19 protein-coding genes are annotated in these 20,872 nt (G+C 66.4%); 4 read left to right on the top strand and 15 right to left on the bottom strand.

All coding sequences use genetic code 11. The features are described from left to right. Positions 1-24: 24 nt before the first annotated feature. Positions 25-1,332: an acetamidase/formamidase family protein gene (locus ABQF30_RS09345; protein WP_448463570.1), complete on the bottom strand. Its 1,308-nt coding sequence runs from the start codon at positions 1,330-1,332 to the stop codon at positions 25-27. Between the two features lie 102 nt (positions 1,333-1,434). After that, a complete protein-coding gene (locus ABQF30_RS09340; RefSeq protein ID WP_448462590.1) occupies positions 1,435-2,169 on the bottom strand; it encodes a lysoplasmalogenase in 735 nt (244 codons plus the stop codon). Between ABQF30_RS09340 and ABQF30_RS09335 the strand changes: the two genes are divergently transcribed. Beyond that, positions 2,138-3,079, top strand: coding sequence for an alpha/beta hydrolase (locus ABQF30_RS09335; protein WP_448462588.1), 942 nt, complete (start codon positions 2,138-2,140; stop codon positions 3,077-3,079). The genes ABQF30_RS09340 and ABQF30_RS09335 overlap by 32 nt on opposite strands. On the opposite strand, the gene ABQF30_RS09330 is transcribed toward ABQF30_RS09335, so the two are convergent. After that, positions 3,001-4,110: a helix-turn-helix domain-containing protein gene (locus ABQF30_RS09330; protein ID WP_448462586.1), complete on the bottom strand. Its 1,110-nt coding sequence runs from the start codon at positions 4,108-4,110 to the stop codon at positions 3,001-3,003. The genes ABQF30_RS09335 and ABQF30_RS09330 overlap by 79 nt on opposite strands. A 70-nt stretch (positions 4,111-4,180) precedes the next feature. Between ABQF30_RS09330 and ABQF30_RS09325 the strand changes: the two genes are divergently transcribed. Together ABQF30_RS09325 and ABQF30_RS09320 are read left to right on the top strand one after the other, a co-directional pair. Continuing rightward, positions 4,181-5,551: a cytochrome P450 gene (locus ABQF30_RS09325; protein ID WP_448462584.1), complete on the top strand. Its 1,371-nt coding sequence runs from the start codon at positions 4,181-4,183 to the stop codon at positions 5,549-5,551. Then, positions 5,552-7,024, top strand: a complete 1,473-nt coding sequence (locus tag ABQF30_RS09320) for a flavin-containing monooxygenase (RefSeq protein ID WP_448462583.1) — start codon at positions 5,552-5,554, stop codon at positions 7,022-7,024. A gap of 79 nt (positions 7,025-7,103) precedes the next feature. Here the strand turns inward: ABQF30_RS09320 and metK are convergent, their stop codons facing one another. The 5 genes from metK to mihF all read right to left on the bottom strand — a co-directional run bounded on the left by metK (position 7,104) and on the right by mihF (position 11,043). Continuing rightward, on the bottom strand, positions 7,104-8,303 hold the full coding sequence (gene metK / locus ABQF30_RS09315) for a methionine adenosyltransferase (RefSeq protein ID WP_448462581.1): 1,200 nt from the start codon (positions 8,301-8,303) through the stop codon (positions 7,104-7,106). A 130-nt stretch (positions 8,304-8,433) separates the two neighbouring features. Next, positions 8,434-9,678, bottom strand: coding sequence for a bifunctional phosphopantothenoylcysteine decarboxylase/phosphopantothenate--cysteine ligase CoaBC (gene coaBC / locus ABQF30_RS09310; RefSeq protein ID WP_448462579.1), 1,245 nt, complete (start codon positions 9,676-9,678; stop codon positions 8,434-8,436). An 18-nt stretch (positions 9,679-9,696) separates the two neighbouring features. Then, complete coding sequence (rpoZ, locus tag ABQF30_RS09305) at positions 9,697-10,020, bottom strand: DNA-directed RNA polymerase subunit omega (RefSeq protein WP_448462577.1); 324 nt, start codon at positions 10,018-10,020, stop codon at positions 9,697-9,699. A gap of 103 nt (positions 10,021-10,123) precedes the next feature. Further along, complete coding sequence (gene gmk / locus ABQF30_RS09300) at positions 10,124-10,717, bottom strand: guanylate kinase (RefSeq protein ID WP_448462576.1); 594 nt, start codon at positions 10,715-10,717, stop codon at positions 10,124-10,126. Positions 10,718-10,728: 11 nt separating this feature from the next. Then, positions 10,729-11,043, bottom strand: a complete 315-nt coding sequence (gene mihF / locus ABQF30_RS09295; RefSeq protein WP_003880790.1) for an integration host factor, actinobacterial type — start codon at positions 11,041-11,043, stop codon at positions 10,729-10,731. Between the two features lie 496 nt (positions 11,044-11,539). Between mihF and ABQF30_RS09290 the strand changes: the two genes are divergently transcribed. Next, positions 11,540-11,971 (top strand): hypothetical protein, encoded by a 432-nt coding sequence (locus ABQF30_RS09290; RefSeq protein WP_448462574.1) that lies wholly within the window; start codon positions 11,540-11,542, stop codon positions 11,969-11,971. A gap of 168 nt (positions 11,972-12,139) precedes the next feature. On the opposite strand, the gene pyrF is transcribed toward ABQF30_RS09290, so the two are convergent. The 7 genes from pyrF to pyrR form a co-directional block, all read right to left on the bottom strand. After that, entirely contained in the window at positions 12,140-12,952 is an 813-nt protein-coding gene (gene pyrF, locus ABQF30_RS09285; protein WP_448462572.1) for an orotidine-5'-phosphate decarboxylase, read from the bottom strand. A 2-nt stretch (positions 12,953-12,954) separates the two neighbouring features. Further along, positions 12,955-16,296: a carbamoyl-phosphate synthase large subunit gene (gene carB / locus ABQF30_RS09280; RefSeq protein WP_448462570.1), complete on the bottom strand. Its 3,342-nt coding sequence runs from the start codon at positions 16,294-16,296 to the stop codon at positions 12,955-12,957. Between the two features lie 93 nt (positions 16,297-16,389). Continuing rightward, positions 16,390-17,559 carry a glutamine-hydrolyzing carbamoyl-phosphate synthase small subunit gene (carA, locus tag ABQF30_RS09275; RefSeq protein WP_448462568.1) on the bottom strand — a complete coding sequence of 390 codons (1,170 nt, stop codon included), beginning with the start codon at positions 17,557-17,559 and terminating at the stop codon, positions 16,390-16,392. Next, positions 17,556-18,056, bottom strand: coding sequence for a PH-like domain-containing protein (locus tag ABQF30_RS09270; RefSeq protein ID WP_448462566.1), 501 nt, complete (start codon positions 18,054-18,056; stop codon positions 17,556-17,558). The genes carA and ABQF30_RS09270 overlap by 4 nt, the downstream gene beginning before the upstream one ends. After that, positions 18,053-19,351 carry a dihydroorotase gene (locus ABQF30_RS09265; RefSeq protein ID WP_448462564.1) on the bottom strand — a complete coding sequence of 433 codons (1,299 nt, stop codon included), beginning with the start codon at positions 19,349-19,351 and terminating at the stop codon, positions 18,053-18,055. Before ABQF30_RS09265 ends, ABQF30_RS09270 begins: the two co-directional genes overlap by 4 nt. Then, positions 19,348-20,304 (bottom strand): aspartate carbamoyltransferase catalytic subunit, encoded by a 957-nt coding sequence (locus ABQF30_RS09260; protein ID WP_448462562.1) that lies wholly within the window; start codon positions 20,302-20,304, stop codon positions 19,348-19,350. The genes ABQF30_RS09265 and ABQF30_RS09260 overlap by 4 nt, the downstream gene beginning before the upstream one ends. Continuing rightward, the gene (gene pyrR / locus ABQF30_RS09255; RefSeq protein ID WP_448462560.1) at positions 20,301-20,858 is read right to left on the bottom strand and encodes a bifunctional pyr operon transcriptional regulator/uracil phosphoribosyltransferase PyrR; all 558 of its coding nucleotides are present in this window, start codon (positions 20,856-20,858) and stop codon (positions 20,301-20,303) included. Before pyrR ends, ABQF30_RS09260 begins: the two co-directional genes overlap by 4 nt. Positions 20,859-20,872: the final 14 nt, after the last annotated feature.

Genomic DNA, 20,872 nt, shown 5'->3' with positions numbered 1-20,872 from the left:
ACCCGACGGGGACCGGTCGCAGGTCTACAGCGAGAAATGTTCTTTGTAGATTTGGCCGTGGACGCCGACGGTCTTGTCGACCACTTGCGAGACCGTGAAGTCGGAGGCTGCGGACAGATAAGCGTAGGCGGTGGCCCGATCCATCCCACGATCGTGCTCCAGATAGTCCAGCGCATTGACGACCGCGCGCCGCATGGCGACGTCGAGATCGCTGCCTTGCCCGCCCACGGCACCGTCGGGGTCGGACAGGCCGATCGGAATCCACGAGTCCGGGGTTTCGGCGAACGGATATTTGAAGGCCACACTGGGCGCGTCGCCGGAACCCCTCTTGCAAACGGTGAGCCGGAAAGTGCCGCGCAGCGAGCCCTCCATCGCCGTCAGCGCCACCTCCCCGTCGCCCATGGCCATGTGCGGGTCGCCGACGTAGAAAAGCGCGCCGGGTGCGAACACCGGCAGGTAAAACGTCGAGCCGACACCCAGGAGTTTGATGTCGATGTTGCCGCCGCCGATCGTGGGCGGGACCGAATTCGCGTTAGGTGAGGTCAGGCCGGGGTCCTGCGCGTACGCGACGCCCATCATGCCCATGAACGGGTTCAGCGGAAACCGCGCAGCGCCGCTGGCGCCGACGGGCAACACGCCCCGGCCTTCTTCGATCGGTGTGAATACTGACACGTTGCCCCAGGTGGTGGGGTCGGGGCGGGAGCGTCCGTCGGTGGCTGCCAGCGGCATCACCTCGGCGAGATCGATACCCGCCGGCGCGGCCTTGTCCCCGGTCAGCGCCAGGGCGCCCTTTCCGTGACGGCTCGACACCACACCGTAGGGAACCCGCGGAACTGCCTCAAGGGTTTCGATCTTGAGGACGTCACCGGGCTCGGCACCCTCGACGAAGATCGGCCCGGTGACCACGTGCGGCCCGTCCTTGACGAAATCTCTGGCAGTCCGATCATATTCGGCTGCAATGTTTTTCGCGTCCTCGAGCACATCAGAAGCCCGGATCCCGTTGGTGCCGAAGTACTCCACCGGGTTGCGGCCCTGATCTTCGAGGATGCCTTCGTGGGAGACGGTGTCGATCGTGACGGTCTGCCCGGACCGCATGCGCAGCACCGGCGCAGCGTGGACCGTCGGCACGTAGCCCCACAGCACCTGATCGGGCAGCGAGGACAGATAGTGATCACCGCTGCGATCGCCTTGTCCGGGCTGCAGCACGGTGATCGTCGAATACGGCACCTCAGCGGCGGCTACCGCAGGCGGTGAGTCTCTCGAACACGCCGCCGCGACCGCGGTTACGCCAAACCCCACAGCTGCCGTCTGTAGAAATCCCCTGCGTCCCATGCCGGATACTTCGGTCACCTGCGCTCCTGTCGCTGCCCAATGTTCTTGCGGGAAGCTAGCGCTGCGACGTTTCAGTCGTGTTAGTGCCGATGGTGCGTCAGGTTACGGCGCTTTATGGCGGCCGAAGAACAATCCCGCCGTGATGAGCAACAACGAGGCGGCGTAGGCCCACCAGATCGGCACTGCCAAAAGTTGGTCGCCCCGGACGAACTCGCTGATCCCGATCATCGCGTCCGACACCGCGAAACACACCGCGCCCAGCGCCGTCCACGCGGTGGGCAGCCGGGCCAGCAGTGCAGTGCACACCATCGCGCCGAGGACCGCGATGTAGGCCGTCACCGGTACCGCCATCCCCTGCTCGACCAGCCGGGGCCAGAACCACGCCAACAGACCCACACACGCCAGGACGGTGACGGCAACGGCGATCAGCCGGGGCGTAGAGCGGCGCGCCAGCGGCAGCAACGCCGCCAGGAAGCACAGATGGGCAACCAGGAACGCGGCCAGGCCGAGCACGAACGACGGCTGCCACCACGGCATCGCCAGCAGGAAGTCACCCGCCGCGGAGAACAGCAGAGCACCGATCAGCCAGCGGCGCTCCCGCACGATCGGATGGGTGAACGCGGCGGCGGCCAGCAGCACCGCGGCCAGCGCCTTGACCGCGGGCTGCCCGAAAAACTGGCCGGTGAGGTCCGCGCCCGCCGGGAGGCGCAGCGCCGTGACGACCAGAAAGACGCCGTAGCAGGCGGCGACGGCGGCAGCGGCCACCCACAGCCGCAGCGTCCACCGCGGTGCGTACGGTGTCGGTGTGTCTGTTGCCAAGCCGGCTGTCGATGCCATTCTGCTGAAGGTACTGCAGGTGGTCCCGTTCCAACTGTCAACCAACGACGGTGTCGAGGAGGCCCGGCGGCGGTTCTCTGAGCTGCCACGTGTCGAGATCCATCCCGAACTGCGCGTCGAGGATCGGGTGGTCGACGGCCCGGCCGGGCCTATCCCGGTCCGAGTGTACCGACCCCCGACCCCCGCCGGGGTGACCCTGCCGATCGTGGTGTTCATCCACGGTGGTGGCTGGTCAGTCGGCGACCTCGACAGCTACGACAGCACCGCACGGCGACACGCCGTCGGCGCCGAGGCGGTCGTGGTGTCGGTGGATTACCGTCTGGCACCCGAACATCCGTACCCGGCGGCAGTCGACGACGTGTGGGCGGCGACCCAGTGGGTGGCCGCAAACGCCGCCGAATTGGGGGCCGACGCCGACCGGATGGCCGTCGCCGGGGATTCGGCAGGCGGCAATCTGGCCGCGGTGACCGCATTGTTGGCGCGCGACGCAGGCGGGCCAGCCCTGCGGTTCCAGCTGCTCTGGTACCCGGCCACCACGTGGGACACCACCCTGCCGTCGTTTATCGAGAACGCCGAGGCGCCGATCTTGGCGCTCGATGCGGTCAAGGGGTTCTCCCGCTGGTACGCCGGTCACGTCGACCTGTCCGATCCCCCGCCCACACTGGTCCCCGCCCGGGCGAAGGAGCTCGCCGGCCTGCCACCGGCCTATATCGCGGTCGCCGGCCACGACCCGCTACGTGATGACGGCAGCCGCTACGCCGAGCTGCTGGCCGCCGCCGGCGTTCCGGTGGAACTACACAACGCCGAAACACTCGTACACGGCTACCTCGGTTACTCCGGGGTGGTGCCCGCCGCCACCGAGGCGTTCGACCGCGGGCTTTCGGCGTTGCGGGAGGCGCTGAACCGCTGATATTGACTGGGCGGCATACCGTGCCAGCGTTTGAACGCGTGGCAGAACGTGGATGTCTCGGTGTAGCCCAGCCGCCGCGATACCTCGTCGACGGTCAGCCCGACCTGGCACAGCAGATCGACCGCGAGGGCCGACCGCGCCTCGTTGACCAGTGCGCGAAATGAGGTGCCTTCGTCGGCGAGTTGCCTGCGCAGAGTCCGCGGATGCATGTCGAGTTCGGCGGCCACCTCCGGCAACGCCGGGAACTGCCCGGTATCGCGAAACAGCTTGGAGCGCACCACCGCCGTGATGCCTTGTCGGCTTTCAGAGCGCTGCATCAGTAGGTCGCACTGGGCCACGCATAGCTTCAGAGTGTGCGGGTCCGCTTGTGGCAGTGGCTCGTCGAGCATGGAGCGCGGGAAGTGCAGGCGGTTGTGTGCGCGGCCGAACTCTCTATTCACGTCCGGCAGAAGGTCCAACAGCGGCGTGACGACCTCGCTGTCAAGGGTCGCCTCGACGCGCACCTGATCGGCATACCGGGCGAGGACCGTCAGCGCGAAATCACGTACGGTCATGACGATTCCGGCCACGTCGCGCTCGAGGAAGAAGCCCCGGACGTCGGCAGGCAGGTGGTCGACCTCGAACTCCAACAGGCAGTTGTCCGGGCCTTCGAACAGGTTCACGCCGATGTTGAGCATTGTCAGCGAGAAGTAGCGCATCGATATGCCGAAGAGTTCCCGCAGGGTGGCGCAGGACATCACCGCGAATCCGAACAAGCCGAGATGAGTCAGCCGGAATCTGCTACCGACGTCGATGCCTAGACCCACGTTGTCAGGCACCGCGGCCAGCAGCCTGCGCACCGCGACGATCTCATCGGAGGCCGCGACGACGCCGTCGGGGTCGTCGAGGTCACGCACGTCGATGCCGGTGCCCTCCAGAATGTCAGGTGGGGCGACGCCGCGCTCGCTCGCGACCTCGCACAGCACGCGTGTCGTATACACCGGACGCCTGAGATCAGGTGACCACTTCGTCGCTGCCTGACTATGCGCCATGTCCCAAACTCCCAACTCTGTGTCCGATAATCCCATTCCAGATGCGATTCGTCAGCCATACCGTTGATTCATGTCAGCACCAGCGCAGCGGCTGAGCACCTGGACGATGACGCGCGACGCCATCACCGTCGGTTTCGACGCCACCGGTGGGTTCATGGGCCACGTAAGCGGTCACGATATAGCCCGATTTCGTTGTGGTGGAAGACGTTTCGTTTCCGTTGCTCACCCCGACTTTGTCGACCACGTACTGCATCGGGCCAGGCTGAAGTACGTCAAGTCCAACGAGTACGAGGCCATCCGGGCCGCGGCGGGCATCAATCTGTTGACCGACGAAGGCGACTCATGGGCCGCCCATCGCGGCACATTGAACCCCACCTTCGCACGGCGTCACCTCAACGAGATCGTCGATCTGATGATCGATCCGATCGAGCAGGTGACCGCCGAGGTGGTGCCGGAAACCGAGTTCGACATGCACACGGCGATGGTCGAGGCCACGCTGCGCGTCGTCGCCAATGCGTTGTTCAGCCAAGATTTCGGCCCGCTCGTGCACTCCATGAAAGACCTCACCACCCGGGGCCTGCGCCGCACCGAACGACTGGCCCGTCTCGGGCTTTGGGGGTTGATGCCACGGCCCGTCTACGACGCGCTGACCTGGTGCACGTTTTCCGGCGTGCCCCTGCCACCGCCGGTGCGGGAAGGCCAGAAGATCGCCCTGGCCCTCGATGACGCGGTGAACACGCTGCTCGACGAGCGCATCGCGCATCCCACCCAATCCCCAGACCTGCTGAACGTTCTGTTCAACGCCGACAACGGCACCTGGCCACGGCAGCGTGTCCGCGACGAGGCGTTGACGTTCATGCTTGCCGGCCACGAGACCACCGCAAACGGAATGTCGTGGTTCTGGTACCTGATGTCGCGAAATCCTCATGCGCGGGACGCGATGATCGCCGAGATCGACGAGGTACTCGGCGGCAATCGTCCGGTCGCAGCCGACCTGGCCCGGTTGCCGTGGACCACCGCCTGCATTCAGGAATCGCAGCGCTACTACTCCGCGGTGTGGATGCTGGCGCGCGAGGCGATCGAGGACGACCTCATCGACGGCCACCACATCCGCCCGGGCACAACGGTACTGATCCCGATCCACCACATCCACCACGACGAGCGCTGGTGGCCCGACCCGGAGACATTCGACCCGAATCGTTTCCTCGGTGAGGCTGCCAAGGACCGGCCGCGGTCCGCCTATCTGCCGTTCGGCGGCGGACGACGCATCTGCATCGGACAGAGCTTCGCGCTGATGGAGATGGTGCTGATGGCAGCGATCATGAGCCAGCGCTTCACGTTCGACGTATGCGCCGACCATCCGGTAGAACTCGAGGCGACACTGACGTTGCGTCCCAAGAACGGGCTCCACGTCATCGCACACCGACGGGAGGCGGCGTAGATGCCGGACTATCACACCCTCATCGTCGGTGCCGGCTTCTCCGGCATCGGCACCGCGATCAAGCTCGACGAGGCCGGTCTTGGTGACTACCTCATCGTCGAGGCCGGTGACGGCGCGGGGGGCACCTGGTACTGGAACACCTATCCCGGTGTGGCGGTGGATATTCCGTCGTTCTCCTATCAGTTCTCCTTCGAGCAGTCACGGGACTGGTCGCGCACCTACGCGCCAGGCCGTGAGCTACGGGACTATGCCAACACCTGCGTGGACAAGTACGGCCTGCGGCCCCGGATTCAGTTCAACACCACAGTCGCCCGCGCGGTGTTCGACGATGCCGAGGATCTGTGGCGGGTTGATCTCGAGACGGGAGATTCACTGACGGCGCGCTTCCTGGTCAACGCCAGCGGAGTGCTGACCATCCCGAAGCTTCCCGACATCGACGGCGTCGACTCGTTCGCCGGCGTCACCATCCACACCGCGCGCTGGGACCACACCCAGCAGCTGGCCGGCAAGCGGGTCGCGATCATCGGCACCGGAGCCTCGGCGGTCCAGGTGATTCCCGAGATCGCGCCGAAGGTCAAGCAGCTCACCGTTTTTCAGCGCACACCGATCTGGTGTTTCCCGAAGTTGGACGTGCCGATCCCGCCGATCGCCCGCAGGCTGATGCGGCTGCCGGGCGGCCGGACGCTACATCGCCTGATCAGCCAGGCGTACGTGGAGTTCACCTTCCCGCTGGCCGCGCAGTACTTCACGATCAACCCGTTCGCCAAGCGCGCCGGCGCGGCCGGCCGGGCCTACCTACGCCAACAGGTCCGCGATCCAGAGGTGCGCGACAAGCTCACGCCCCGCTACGCCGTCGGGTGTAAGCGGCCAGGCTTCCACAACACGTATCTGGCGACGTTCAATCGCGACAACGTGCGGTTGGTGACCGAGCCGATCGACAAGGTCACCGGTTCCGGCGTCGCCACCACCGACGGCGAGAGCCATGACGTCGACGTGCTGATCCTGGCCACTGGGTTCAAGGTGATGGATGTCGACGCCCTGACCTTCGACATCGTCGGGTCGAATGGGCAGTCGCTGAGTGAGTTTTGGGAACACCACCGGATGCAGGCCTACGAGGGGGTCAGCGTCCCGGGATTCCCAAACTTCTTCAGTGTGATGGGCCCCTACGGTTATGTCGGGTCGTCATATTTCGCGCTGATCGAGGCACAGACCCACCATCTGGTGCGCTGCATCGAGCGCGCCGACCGCCGCGCCGCCCGACGCGTCGAGGTTCGGCAGGAGGCCAACGACCGCTACTTCGCCGAGATGATGCGCAAGCGTCACCGGCAGATCTTCTGGCAGGACAGCTGTTCATTGGCCAACAGCTACTACTTCGATCGCAACGGGGATGTGCCGCTGCGGCCGTCCACCACGCTCGAGGCGTATTGGCGCAGCCGCCGGTTCCCTCTCGACGATTACGCGTTCAGTTCCTAGCGCCAGCAGACGCAAAAGTCCCCCGGAATGCGCATTCCGGGGGACTTTTGCGTCTGCTCGGCGATGGAACTAGACGGAACTAGACGGACGCCTTGAGCTCGTCGACCTTGTTGGTCTGCTCCCACGGCAGTTCGATGTCGGTGCGCCCGAAGTGGCCATAGGCCGCGGTCTGCGCGTAGATCGGCCGCAACAGGTCCAGATCGCGGATGATCGCGCCGGGACGGAGGTCGAACACGGTGTTGATGGCCTTCTCGATGCGGGCCGGGTCAACCGTCTCGCTGCCGAAGGTCTCGACGAACAGGCCCACCGGGGCGGCCTTGCCGATTGCGTAGGCAACCTGCACCTCGACGCGCTCCGCCAAACCTGCGGCAACCACGTTCTTTGCCACCCAGCGCATCGCGTACGCGGCCGAACGGTCCACCTTGGACGGATCCTTGCCGGAGAAGGCGCCGCCGCCGTGGCGGGCCCAGCCGCCGTAGGTGTCGACGATGATCTTGCGGCCGGTCAGGCCGGCGTCGCCCATCGGCCCACCCAACACGAACTTGCCGGTCGGGTTGACCAACAGCCGGTAGTCGGAAGTGTCGAGCGTCTGGTGGCCCAGGTCGGCGAGCACGGTGTTGACGACCTTCTCGCGGATGTCCGGCGTGAGCGTGGCCTCCAGGTCGATACCGTCGGCGTGCTGAGTGGACAGCACCACGGTGTCCAGGCGCACCGGCGTCCTGCCGTCGTACTGGATCGTGACCTGGGTCTTGCCGTCAGGGCGCAGGTAGTCCAGCACCCCGTTCTTGCGGACCTCGGTGAGCCTGCGGGCCAGCCGATGCGCCAGCGCGATCGGCAGCGGCATCAGTTCAGGGGTGTCGCCGATGGCGTAGCCGAACATCAGGCCCTGGTCGCCTGCGCCCTGCAGGTCCAGCGGGTCGGCCTTGCCTTCGACGCGGGTCTCGTGTGCGGTGTCGACGCCCTGCGCGATATCGGGCGACTGGGCGCCGATGGCGATGTTGACGCCGCAGGATGCACCGTCGAAACCCTTGGTGGAGGAGTCGTAACCGATCTCCAGGATGCGATCCCGCACGATCTTCGGGATGTCGGCATACGCGGAGGTTGTGACCTCACCGGCGACATGCACCTGGCCCGTGGTGACCAAGGTCTCCACCGCGACGCGCGACTTGGGATCCTGCGCGAGCAGCGCGTCGAGCACAGAGTCGCTGATCGCATCACAGATCTTGTCGGGGTGCCCCTCGGTTACCGACTCACTGGTAAACAGGCGACCTTTGCTCACGGTCCGCATCCTTCCTTGAAACAACCTATGGAGACTACTTAGTTAGGCGAATTATATCGCTGCCCTGTTGAACCCAAGCGTGTGGGACGCCGTCGCGCAAGCCTTACCCGCACCGGGATGCGTTCGCCGATCACCCGCCACGGTTCTGCAGGAAGGCCGCGATCGAGTCCACGATACGGGTGGCCATCAATGTCTTCGAACCGTGTTCGAGTGCGGACTCGGTTCCGTCGGCGCTCAGCAACCAGCCGTCGTTGTGGTCCACCTCGAACGCGCGGTTCTCCCCCACCGCGTTGACCACCAGCAGGTCGCAGCCCTTGCGTTTGAGCTTCGCCCTGGCGTGGAACAACACGTCGCCGTTGTCGTCACCGGTCTCGGCGGCGAACCCGACGATCGCCCGCATGTTGGGCAGTTGACCATCGGTGCGGGCCCGCACCGTGCCGGCCAGCACGTCGTCGGTACGGGTGAGGTCGATCGAGCTCGGCTCGGATGCGCCCTTCTTGATCTTGCTGGTCGCCACCTGAGAGGGCCGGAAATCGGCGACCGCGGCGGCCATCACCAGAACATTCGCGGCGGGGGCGTGCTTGGATACCGCGTCCCGCAGCTGCGTTGCCGAGCCGATGTGCACGACCTCGACACCGGCAGGGTCGATGAGCCCGGCGGTATTGCCGGCGATCAACGTGACCTCGGCGCCGCGCTGAGCCATCACCCGAGCCATCGCGTAGCCCTGCTTGCCGGAGCTGCGATTGCCGATGAACCGCACTGGATCGATCGGCTCGCGGGTCCCGCCGGCGGTCACCAGCGCCTTCACCCCGGCCAGGTCGTAGGGCAATGCGTCGCCGCGCTCAAGCAGCAACTGCGCCATGGTGGTGATCTCTTCGGCTTCCGGCAGCCTGCCCGCACCGCTGTCCGAGCCGGTGAGCCGGCCCGACGCGGGCTCGAGCACGACGGCGCCACGGCGGCGCAGTGTGGTGACGTTGTCGACGGTTGCGGGGTGGAACCACATCTCGGTGTGCATGGCCGGAGCGAACAGCACCGGACATCGCGCGGTCAGCAGTGTCGCGGTCAGCAGATCATCGGCCCGGCCGGCGACTGCCCGCGCGAGGAGATCCGCGGTGGCCGGCGCGACGACGACCAGATCGGCTTCCTGCCCGATCCGGACGTGCGGCACTTCATGGACGTCCTCGAAAACCCCGGTGTGAACCGGGTTGCCCGACAGCGCTTCGAACGTGGCGCCCCCGACGAAGCGCAGCGCCGACTCGGTGGGGACGACCCGCACGGAGTGCCCGGCCTCGGTGAGCTGGCGGACCACGGTGCACGCCTTGTAGGCGGCAATGCCGCCGGCCACACCAACGACGATTCGCTTACGCGCGCTCACGGGCGGGCCCTAGCCTGACTATTCGCCCTCGGTGTGCTCGAGCAGGTCCTCGTGGATCTCCCGGAGCGCGATCGAGAGCGGCTTCTCCTGCAGGCCGGGCTCGACCAGCGGGCCGACATACTCGAGGATGCCGTCGCCGAGTTGGTTGTAGTAGTCGTTGATCTGGCGTGCACGCTTGGCGGCGTAGATCACCAGGGCGTATTTGCTCGACGCGCGGTCCAGCAACTCGTCGATAGGCGGGTTGGTGATGCCCAGCGGCGTGTCGTAGGCGCTGGCAGCGGACGAATCGATACCCAGGTCGTCCACAGCGGTCAGCTGCGCATCGGCATGCGGGGTGCTCACGAAAAAGTCTCCTGGCGGTTGATGGCACGAATGCCCTGAATGCAGTGGTGAACAGCGTGCTGGTGGCTCGCGGACCCGATCGGTTCGGTCCCGGCACTATGAGTCATCTGCTGCGCACCAGCAAGGATACCAATTCGGCGCATGCCGAATCCAACTGACGGTTCACCACCACCTGGTCGAAGTCAGACTGGGCGGCCATTTCGGCCCGGGCGGTCTCCAGTCTCCTGGCCATCACCTCGGGCGTCTCGGTGCCCCGGCCGGACAATCTGCTGACCAGTTCTTCCCAGCTCGGCGGGGCCAGGAAGACGGAGATCACCTCCGGCATGGCCTGCTTGACCGCCTTCGCGCCGGCCAGATCGACCTCGATCAGAACCGGATGTCCTTGTCGCGTCGCGTCCCGTACAGGCTGGGCAGGCGTTCCTGAACGGTGTAGACCGCCGTGGATGTCGGCCCACTCCAGCAGGGCCCCGTCGTCGATCAGCTGTTGGAACTGTTCAGCGGAGACGAACGTGTAGTCGACTCCGTCGACCTCCCCGGGCCGTGGGGCCCTGGTGGTGACCGACACGGAGAAATACAGGTCGGGAATCCGCTCCCGGAGGCAACGCACCACCGTCGACTTCCCGACGGCGGAGGGACCGGACAACACGACGACGGGAGCCGTCGCGGTGTGTTGCCCAGCCCCTCTACCTGCGCACAATGCGGGCGTCTCTACTGGTCGAACTTCTCCAGGAGGGCCTTGCGCTGACGATCGCCGAGGCCGCGCAGACGGCGGGTCGGGGCGATCTCCAGCTCTGTCATGATTTCCTGCGCCTTGACCTTGCCGACCTTGGGCAGGGCTTCCAGCAGTGCGGAAACCTTCATCTTGCCCAAGACCTCATCGGTCTCGGCGTCGGTGAGCACCTGCTTGAGGTTGGTGCCGCCACGCTTGAGCCGATCTTTGAGTTCAGCTCGCGCTCGACGTGCGGCAGCAGCCTTCTCCAACGCTGCCGCGCGCTGTTCGTCGGTCAACTGGGGAAGGGCCACGGGTTCCTCCGTCTCCTGGCAATTTTTTCTTCGGCCATCACTTGTTTTGTCTCGGCTGGAGCACAACCAGCCAGCGACGACGACCGTACCCACGCAGGCTGACGAAAGCTAACCCCACCCCCTGGTTGCGGCGCTAAAAGCCCAGCGTGTAGTGCGCCCAGGCGCCCAGCGCAAAGTCGCCGCCGGCGCCCCGCGGGCACGCTCAAAGCACCTGGCTGATTCGGATATCCCTGCATGTCAACGGTTTTCGGGGCACCGCTGGCCCATCGTCACAAAATGCGACTCCCCGGCAACCACCGACGACGACCGTGGCCACGGGCCCACCGAGAAAATTTTCGCTGGTCACGGCGTGTCGGGCGTGTCGAGCGATGACGAACACGTCAATATCAGCGCCTTCCGGCGCCCAGCGGCCACCTAACGCATGCATAGTGAATACACAGCTGAGCTAAATAGCCTTCTCGGGTCGGGTACCAGCCCGTTCGAAGGGAAGCCGGATATGAATATCAAGCGTCTGACCTGCGCATCCGCGGTTGCCGTCGCCATCGGAACAGCCACCTTGAGCGCCGGAGTCGGAGTGGCGGCCGCTAAACCCGGGCCGCCGTCATGTGACTTCGGCAACTGCCAGGGGCCTGGAGGTCCCGGTGGAGGCCCAGGCGGTCCAGGTGGGCAGGGTGGTCCGGGTGGGCCCGGTGGTCCCGGCGCTCCGGATCGGCCCGGTGGGCCGGGCGGTCCGGGTAGGCCGGGCGGGCCCGGCGGTCACTGGGACGCACCACCTCCCCCGCCGCCAGGCCTGGGATGGCGTGGGATGGACCAGGGACGCTTCGACCATCAGCCGTTCAACTACAACGGACACTGGGTGACCCCGATATTCGATCCGGGGTTCAACAACTGGGGCTTCTGGCTGTTCGGCATCTGGATTCCGCTGTGAGCGATCCGGCGTCGAAGTACTCAATGTTTTAGTGAGCGCGCACTATTCAATCGACAGCCCGGTTTCGCGCACGTAGCGCCAGGGTGATTTTCCAGCCGATTTACCGCCCTGGCGCTACACACGGGAGACGGGAGCGCCCTGGGCCGTCGGGCGTGGGGCCGTGCGACCTCAGGCCAAGTAGGCAACGGCGTCGCGCAGGCGTTCCGCCGCGGCGCGCAGATCCGGTATGGCCGGCCCCGCTCGCAGCACCTCGCGCGACACCGCGGGCAAGAGCAGTTTGGCGCCGCCCAGGCCACCCAGCTGGTCGGGGCGGCCGCCCTGGGCGCCGACGCCGGGCACCAGCACCGGACCGCCCAGCATGCTGAGATCGGGCGGTTCGGTCACCGTGGCACCGACAACGACGCCGACGGACCCCGTGGCCTGGGCCGCGGTGCGGTTGACCTCCGAGACGGCGTCGACGATCGACTGTGCGACTGTGCGGGGCCCTGCCATGGCGCGCTGCACACCGGCGCCCTCGGGGTTGGAGGTTGCGGCCAGGACGAAGACTCCGCGGCCGTGTGCCGCTGCGGTGTCCAGGAGTGGTTGCAGCGAACCGAACCCGAGATACGGCGAAGCGGTCACCGCGTCAGCTGCCAGCGGGCCCGCACCCGCCCATGCTGCGGCGTAGGCGGCCATCGTCGAGCCGATGTCGCCACGTTTGGCATCGGCCAGCACCAGCACGCCGGCGTCGCGCAACGCGGCGATCGTGTGCTCCAGTACAGCGAAACCCGCCGTCCCGTATGCCTCGAAGAAAGCCACCTGCGGCTTGACGATCGCGAAGCCGGCGAACGCGCTCACGCAGATGTCGCAGAATGCCCGCAGGCCGTCGGGGTCGGTGCCGAGGCCCCACGCGCGCAACAGCTCCGGATGTGGGTCGATACCGGGACACAGCGGTCCCCTGGCCGAAACCGCGTCCGCCAGCCGTTGCCCGAACCCGATCATGGCTAGCGGGATTCCAGCTCGCTGTGCAGCTCCTGCAGTGACATCACGCCGATGTCGCCGCGAATGCCCGCCTCGATGCCCTGCACCGCAGCCGCCGCTCCCTGCACGGTCGTGACGCAGGGGATGTTCATCGAGACGGCGGCCGAACGGATCTCGTAACCGTCGACGCGCGGGCCGGAGTTGCCGTACGGCGTGTTGATCACCATGTTGATCTCCCCGGCACGGATGGCGTCCACCGCCGACGGCCGACGATCGGTTTCACTGGGTTCTTCGGAGTGCTTGCGTACCTCGTCACACGGAATACCGTTGCGGCGCAGCATTTCCGCGGTTCCTTCGGTCGCCAGGACCCGGAAGCCGAGATCGGCGAGGCGCTTGACCGGGAACACCAACGAACGCTTGTCCCGGTTGGCCACCGAGACGAACACCGTGCCCTCGGCGGGCAACGATCCGTACGCGGCAGTCTGACTCTTGGCGAATGCCGTACCGAAATCGTGGTCGATGCCCATCACCTCGCCCGTCGACTTCATCTCCGGGCCGAGCAGTGAATCAACTTGTGCACCATCGGCTCTGCGGAACCGGTGGAAGGGCAGGACAGCCTCCTTCACGGCGACCGGGGCGTTGCGTGCGACATGGGCGCCGTCACCGGTCTTGGCCAGCAGACCCTCGTCGCGCAACTGGGCGATGGTGGCGCCCAGCATCACCCGGGCACAGGCCTTCGCCAGCGGAACCGCGGTGGCCTTCGAGACGAAGGGCACGGTCCGGCTTGCCCGCGGATTGGCCTCCAGCACGTAGAGCACGTCGTCTTTGAGCGCGTACTGGACGTTGAGCAACCCGACCACCCCGATGCCGTGTGCGATCGCTTCGGTGGCGCGGCGCACCGCCTCGATGTCACTGCGGCCCAAGGTCACTGGCGGTAGTGCACACGCCGAGTCCCCGGAGTGGATGCCGGCTTCCTCGATGTGCTCCATGATGCCGCCGATGTACACCTCGGCACCGTCGCAGAGCGCGTCGACGTCGATCTCGATGGCGTCTTCGAGAAAGCGGTCGACGAGCACCGGATGCTCGGGCGACAGTTGCGTGGCGCGGGTGATGTAGCCCTCTAGGGTCTTCTCGTCGTAAACGATCTCCATACCGCGGCCGCCGAGGACGTACGACGGCCGGACCAGCACCGGGTAACCGATGTCGGCGGCGATCCGGCGGGCCTGTTCGAAACTCGTCGCCGTGCCGAATCGCGGCGCGGGCAAACCGGCCGTGGTGAGAACCTCGCCGAAGGCGCCGCGGTCCTCGGCCAGGTCGATGGCGTTGGGGCTGGTGCCGACGATCGGCACACCCGCTTCTTCCAGGCGTTTCGCCAGCCCCAGCGGAGTCTGGCCGCCGAGCTGAACGATCACGCCGACGACGCCGGGACCGCCGGCGCCCGAAGCGGATTCGGCGTGGTAGACCTCCAGAACGTCCTCGAACGTCAGCGGCTCGAAGTACAGGCGGTCTGCGGTGTCGTAGTCGGTGGACACCGTCTCGGGGTTGCAGTTGACCATCACCGTTTCGAAACCGGTCTGGCTCAACGTGGTCGCGGCATGTACGCAGCTGTAATCGAATTCGATGCCCTGGCCGATACGGTTCGGGCCGGAGCCGAGGATCAGCACCTTGGGCTTCTCGGCCTGCGGGGCAACTTCGGTTTCGGCCGCCGGATCGAGTTCGTAGCTGCTGTAGTGATACGGCGTCTTGGCGTCGAATTCCGCCGCGCAGGTGTCGACGGTCTTGAACACCGGGTGGATGCCGAGCCGCTGGCGCAATGCCCGCACACCGGATTCCCCGGCCAGTTCCGGCCGCAGGGCCGAGACCTGGCGATCGGACAGACCGCTGTGCTTGGCCCGCCGCAACAACTCCTCGTCGAGGACCGGTGCGTCGAGCAGCTCGGCGCGCAACCCGACGAGACCGGCGATCTGCTCGATGAACCACGGGTCGACGCCGGAGGCCTCAGCAACCTGCTCGACACCGGCGCCCAACCGCAGGGCGTGCTCGATGTCGTAGAGCCTGCCGTCCATCGGCGTCCGCAGGTTCGTCAGCAGCTGTTCGACGGTGACGTCGGGGTCCGGCGCGGTCCAGAATCCGGCGCGGCTGGTCTCCAGTGACCGCATGACCTTGCCGAGCGCTTCGATGAAGTTGCGGCCCAACGACATCGCCTCACCGACCGACTTCATCGTGGTGGTCAGGGTGGCGTCGGCGCCTGGGAACTTCTCGAACGCGAACCGCGGTGCCTTGACCACGACATAGTCCAGGGTCGGCTCGAAGCAGGCCGGGGTTTCCTTGGTGATGTCGTTGAGAATCTCGTCCAGCGTGTAGCCGATGGCCAGCTTGGCGGCGATCTTCGCAATCGGGAAACCGGTGGCTTTCGAGGCCAGTGCACTGGACCGGGAAACCCGCGGGTTCATCTCGATGACGATGAGCCGGCCGTCTTTCGGGTCGATCGCGAACTGGATGTTGCAGCCGCCGGTGTCGACGCCGACCTCACGCAGGATCGCGATGCCGAGATCGCGCATCCGCTGGTATTCGCGATCGGTCAGGGTCATCGCGGGCGCGACGGTCACCGAATCGCCGGTGTGCACACCCATCGGGTCGAAGTTCTCGATCGAGCAGACCACCACGACGTTGTCGCGGTGATCACGCATCAGCTCGAGCTCGAATTCCTTCCAGCCGTAGATGGATTCCTCGATCAGCACGTTGGCCGTCGGCGACGCCGCCAGGCCCTCACCTGCCATTCGCTCCACGTCCTCGATCGAGTACGCCATGCCGGAGCCCAGCCCACCCATCGTGAAGGAGGGCCGAACGACCACCGGAAGACCGAGGTCTGCGACGGTCTCGCGCACCTCGTCCATCGTGAAGCAGACCCGGGACTTGGCGGACTCGCCGCCGACCTTGGCAACGATGTCCTTGAACCTCTGCCGATCCTCGCCGCGCTGGATGGCCTCGAAATCGGCGCCGATCATCTCTACGCCGTACTTCTCCAAGACACCCAACTCATGCAACGCGACCGCGGTGTTCAGCGCGGTCTGCCCGCCCAATGTGGCCAGCACCGCGTCGATCTTGTTCCCACGCTCGGCCTGCTGGGCGAAGATCTTCTCGACGAACGCCGGTGTGATGGGCTCGACGTAGGTGTGGTCGGCGTACTCGGGGTCGGTCATGATCGTGGCCGGGTTCGAGTTGACGAGGCTGACCTGCAGCCCCTCGGCGCGCAGCACCCGGCAGGCCTGGGTTCCGGAGTAGTCGAACTCGCAGGCCTGGCCGATGACGATCGGGCCCGATCCGATGACCAGTACGTGATTGAGATCAGAGCGACGTGGCATTGTGCGCACCTCCAGTCCGGCGCGAACGTGCGCATTTGCAGGTGGAATTACGGCGCGTCGGGCAACAGACACGCACGGTCGCGGTGGGACGTATCACTTCTTTCCCGCCTTGCTCTCAGACATCAGGTCGACGAACTGGTCGAACAGGTAGTTGGCGTCGTGCGGGCCCGCCGCGGCCTCCGGGTGGTACTGCACCGAGAAGGCTCGGCCGCCGACGAGCCGGACACCTTCCACCACACCGTCGTTCGCGCAGGTGTGGCTGACTTCTGCGGTGCCGAACGGGGTGTTGAAGGACTCCCCCGCTTCTCCTTCCAAGGCAAACCCATGGTTCTGCGCGGTGATCGCGACGCGGCCGGTGATGTGGTCGATGACGGGGATGTTGATGCCGCGGTGACCGAACGTCATCTTGTAGGTGGACCGGCCGAGCGCCCGACCGAGGATCTGGTTGCCGAAACAAATGCCGAACAACGGGATTCCCGCGCCGAGCACCTCGCGGGTCACGCCGACGATGTGATCGGCCGTCGCGGGGTCTCCCGGCCCGTTGGACAGAAACACTCCGTCAGGTTTGAGGTCGGCGATCTGCTCGAATTCCACCGCCGACGGCAGCACGTGGCTGCGGATGCCGCGGCGGGCGAAATTCCGCGGCGTATTGGTCTTGATGCCCAGATCGATGGCGGCGACCGTGAAGCGTTGCGCGCCTTCTGCTTCAACGATATAGGGCGTACTGGTGCTGACCTGCCCGGCCAGATTCGCCCCCAGCATGGAAGGCTGGCTGCGCACCCGGGCCAGCAGCTCGTCAGCGGAAGCTTCTGCAGCAACCCCACTGAACACCCCGGCCTTCATCGATCCGCGGGTGCGCAGGTGGCGCACCACGGCCCTGGTGTCGATGCCGGCAATGCCGACGACGCCTTGGGCCACCAGCTCGTCGTCTAGCGTGCCGCTGGCCCGCCAATTCGATGCCCGCGGTGACGGATCACGCACCGCATAGCCGGCCACCCAGATCTTGTCGTCCCGACTTTCGCCGTCTTCACGGTTCCACCCGGTGTTGCCGATCTGCGGTGCGGTCGCGACCACGATCTGGCCGTGGTAGCTGGGGTCGGTGAGCGTTTCCTGATAGCCCGACATGCCGGTGGAGAACACTGCCTCGCCGAGCGTCTGACCGATCGCCCCGAATGTGGTGCCAGTGAAGACGCGACCGTCCTCAAGTACCAGGACAGCCACAGAGCTGATGCGCGATCCGCTCCGCTTCTCGCTGTTCGTCATGCCTTCTCCTCCAACCAGCGGTCGTACTCTGCGCGGTCGTCAGCGCGGAAACCTGTGTCGATCTCGGCGCCCGACGGCAGCCGCCATCGGATCGCCAGAATGCCGTCATGTGTGAGTGCCTTGCCCGCGATGCCCCGTTCGGTCCGGATCGCGGTGATCGAATCGGCGGGAATCCAGATCGGCCCGGCGCCGCTGCGCTGCATCATGATTCCCTCGGGATAACGCGTCAGCACCGCCTTGGCCCGAAACCCGAGGTCGCCGGCCGCGACCTTGTCGTTCCAGTGCGGGACGAGTGTGCTGCCGACGTAGAGCCCCTTGGTGGCTCCAACTGTCGGCGCACTGACTGTGTCGGGCAGCGCAGGCAAACTGCCGATCAACTCCGCCTGGCGCTGCGCACGGCGCAGCCAGCCGCGCATCATCTGGCGGATCAGGACCGCGATCAGGACCGCGATCAACGCAGCCATCACCAGCGACGCGATCAGCGTAGGCGTGTTCACGGTTTGCACTTCCCGTCCAACGCGGTGATCCGACCACGCAGCAGGGTCGCAGTCACCGTGGCGGGCAACTCCATCGATTCGAACGGGGTGTTGTCGGAGCGGCTGGCCAGCTCGGTGCCGGCCACCGTCCACGTCGCCTCCGGATCGACCACCGTCAGGTTGGCCGGCTCGCCGACCTCCAGCGGCCGGCCCTGATCGGGCAGGCCCACGATGGCCGCCGGGGCCTCACTCATCACCTTGGCCACGCCGCGCCAGGTGAGGCGCCCGGGGCGCACCATGGTGTCCACCACCACCGACAACGCAGTCTGCAGTCCCAGCATGCCGGGCCGGGCTACCGAGAACTCACAGCACTTCTCGTGTTCGGCGTGCGGCGCGTGGTCGGTTGCCACACAGTCGATGACACCGTCCGCGAGCGCCTGGCGTAGTGCCTGCGCGTCTCCCGCCTCCCGCAGCGGCGGATTGACCCGGTTGCGGCCGTCGTAGGAGGCCAGGCGGGTGTCGTCCAGCAGCAGGTGGTGCGGGGTGACCTCGGCGGTGATCGAAATGCCCTGCGCCTTGGCCCATTTCAGGAGTTCGACGGTGCCCGCGGTGGAGGCGTGGCAGATATGAACCCGGGCGCCTGCGTCACGGGCCAGGATCGCATCGCGGGCGACGATCGACTCCTCGGCCGAGCGCGGCCAGCCCGAAAGACCGAGCTTGGCGGCGTGGGGGCCCTCGTGCGCGACAGCACCGACTGTCAGCCTCGGTTCCTCGGCGTGCTGGGCGATCAGCACCCCGAGGCCCGTCGCGTATTCCAGCGCGCGACGCATCACAAGCGGGTCGTGCACGCACAGTCCGTCGTCGGAGAACATCCGCACCTGCCCGACTCCGGCTGCCATCAGGCCCATTTCGGTGAGCTGCTTGCCTTCCAGCCCCACGGTGACCGCGCCCACCGGATGCACGTCGACCAGACCGACCTGCTGGCCGCGGTTCCAGACATGGTCGGTGACGACTGCGGAATCGGCGACCGGATCGGTGTTGGCCATCGCGAACACCGCGGTGTAGCCGCCCAACGCCGCTGCCGCCGAACCAGTCTCGATGTCCTCGGCATACTCCCGGCCAGGCTCACGCAGGTGGGTGTGCAGATCGACGAACCCGGGAAGCAGCACCTGACCGGCGGCGTCGATCACGTCGGCGGTGTCGGGAATCGCTAGCCCGGAACCGATTTCGGCGATCTGCCCGTCGTCGATCAATACGTCGACGGCGTCACCTTCGCCGTAGAGCCGCACTCCGCGGATCAGTACCTGTTGCTTCATACGCTGATCGCCTCCCGGTCTGCGCCCACGAGCAGATGGAACAGCACCGCCATCCGTACATGCACGCCATTGGAAACCTGTTGCAGTACCGCGGATTGCGATGAATCGGCCACCGGGAATGCGATCTCCATGCCGCGCAGCATCGGGCCGGGATGGAGCACCACGGCGCGGTCCGGCAGCATGGCCTGCCGCTTCTCGGACAGTCCGTACCGCACTGAGTATTCGCGTGCGGACGGGAAGAACGCGCCGTTCATCCGTTCGGCCTGTACGCGCAACATCAGCACCGCGTCGGCGGCCGGCAGTTCAGCGTCGAGGTTGTACGAGACCGACACCGGCCAGCCGTCGACTCCCACCGGCAGGAGCGTCGGCGGCGCCACGAGCACCACCTCGGCCCCCAAGGTCGCCAGCAGCGTCACATTCGACCGGGCCACCCGGCTGTGCAGCACGTCCCCGACGATGACCACCCGCTTGCCCTCGATCTCACCGAGGCGTTGGCGGATGGTCAGCGCGTCGAGCAGGGCCTGGGTCGGATGCTCATGTGTGCCGTCGCCGGCGTTGATCACGCTGGGTCCGTCGCCTTCGCCCTCCAGAGTCCACTCCGCCAGCTGCTGCGCGGCACCCGATGCGGGGTGGCGGATGATCAGCGCGTCGGCCCCTGCGGCCCGCAAGGTCAGTGCGGTATCGCGCAGCGATTCGCCTTTGGCCACCGAGGATCCCGAGGAGCTGACGTTGATCACGTCGGCGCTCATCCACTTGCCGGCCACCTCGAACGACACCCGGGTACGCGTTGAGTTCTCGTAGAACATCGTGATGATCGTGCGGCCGCGCAGGGTGGGCAGTTTCTTGACCTCGCGGCCCAACAGCGCCTCCCGGAACCGATCGGCATCGTCGAGGATCGCGGTCGCGTCGTCGCGGGACAGATCCGCTGCCGACAGGAGGTGGCGCGTCGTCACTTTGATATCACTACTCCGTCACGGTCGTCATGTTCGGAAAGCAACACGTGAACGCTCTCACTGCGGGAGGTCGGCACGTTCTTGCCGACGTAGTCGGCGCGGATGGGCAGCTCCCGGTGGCCCCGGTCGACGAGCACCGCCAACTGCACACTGCGCGGGCGGCCGATGTCGCGCAGCGCGTCGAGGGCCGAGCGCACCGAGCGCCCGGAGTAGAGCACGTCGTCGACGAGGATCACCACGGCATCGTCGATGCCGCCGGCGGGAATCGAAGTGGAGGCCAGCGGCCGGGGCGGCTTGAAGTTGAGGTCGTCGCGATAGAGCGTGATATCCAGTGCGCCGTGCGGCAGCTCGACACCGGCGAACTCGTTGATCTTCTCGGCCAAACGGGAGGCCAGTATCACGCCGCGGGTCGGGATGCCCAGCAATACGACGTGGGCCCGCTCCGCGGGATCGTCCAGCGCCGTCTTCTCGATGATCTGATGCGCGATCCGGGAAATGGTGCGGCCGACGTCCGCCGCAGACAGCAATTCCCGGTCGGAACCTGAAGAGCCCATGATGTGACTCTGAC

Source organism: Mycolicibacterium sp. XJ870, from assembly GCF_053483975.1.
The sequence above is the reverse complement of the archived record's forward strand: the minus strand, read 5'-3'. Positions and strand labels throughout refer to the sequence as shown.

What these genes read in the sequence shown, in the direction of transcription:
- ABQF30_RS09345 (WP_448463570.1), bottom strand. Translation starts at nt 1,332, where the DNA reads ATGGGACGCAGGGGATTTCTACAGACGGCAGCTGTGGGGTTTGGCGTA.
- ABQF30_RS09340 (WP_448462590.1), bottom strand. Translation starts at nt 2,169, where the DNA reads ATGGCATCGACAGCCGGCTTGGCAACAGACACACCGACACCGTACGCA.
- ABQF30_RS09330 (WP_448462586.1), bottom strand. Translation starts at nt 4,110, where the DNA reads ATGGCGCATAGTCAGGCAGCGACGAAGTGGTCACCTGATCTCAGGCGT.
- ABQF30_RS09325 (WP_448462584.1), top strand. Translation starts at nt 4,181, where the DNA reads ATGTCAGCACCAGCGCAGCGGCTGAGCACCTGGACGATGACGCGCGAC.
- ABQF30_RS09320 (WP_448462583.1), top strand. Translation starts at nt 5,552, where the DNA reads ATGCCGGACTATCACACCCTCATCGTCGGTGCCGGCTTCTCCGGCATC.
- ABQF30_RS09290 (WP_448462574.1), top strand. Translation starts at nt 11,540, where the DNA reads ATGAATATCAAGCGTCTGACCTGCGCATCCGCGGTTGCCGTCGCCATC.
- pyrF (WP_448462572.1), bottom strand. Translation starts at nt 12,952, where the DNA reads ATGATCGGGTTCGGGCAACGGCTGGCGGACGCGGTTTCGGCCAGGGGA.
- carB (WP_448462570.1), bottom strand. Translation starts at nt 16,296, where the DNA reads ATGCCACGTCGCTCTGATCTCAATCACGTACTGGTCATCGGATCGGGC.
- carA (WP_448462568.1), bottom strand. Translation starts at nt 17,559, where the DNA reads ATGACGAACAGCGAGAAGCGGAGCGGATCGCGCATCAGCTCTGTGGCT.
- ABQF30_RS09265 (WP_448462564.1), bottom strand. Translation starts at nt 19,351, where the DNA reads ATGAAGCAACAGGTACTGATCCGCGGAGTGCGGCTCTACGGCGAAGGT.
- pyrR (WP_448462560.1), bottom strand. Translation starts at nt 20,858, where the DNA reads ATGGGCTCTTCAGGTTCCGACCGGGAATTGCTGTCTGCGGCGGACGTC.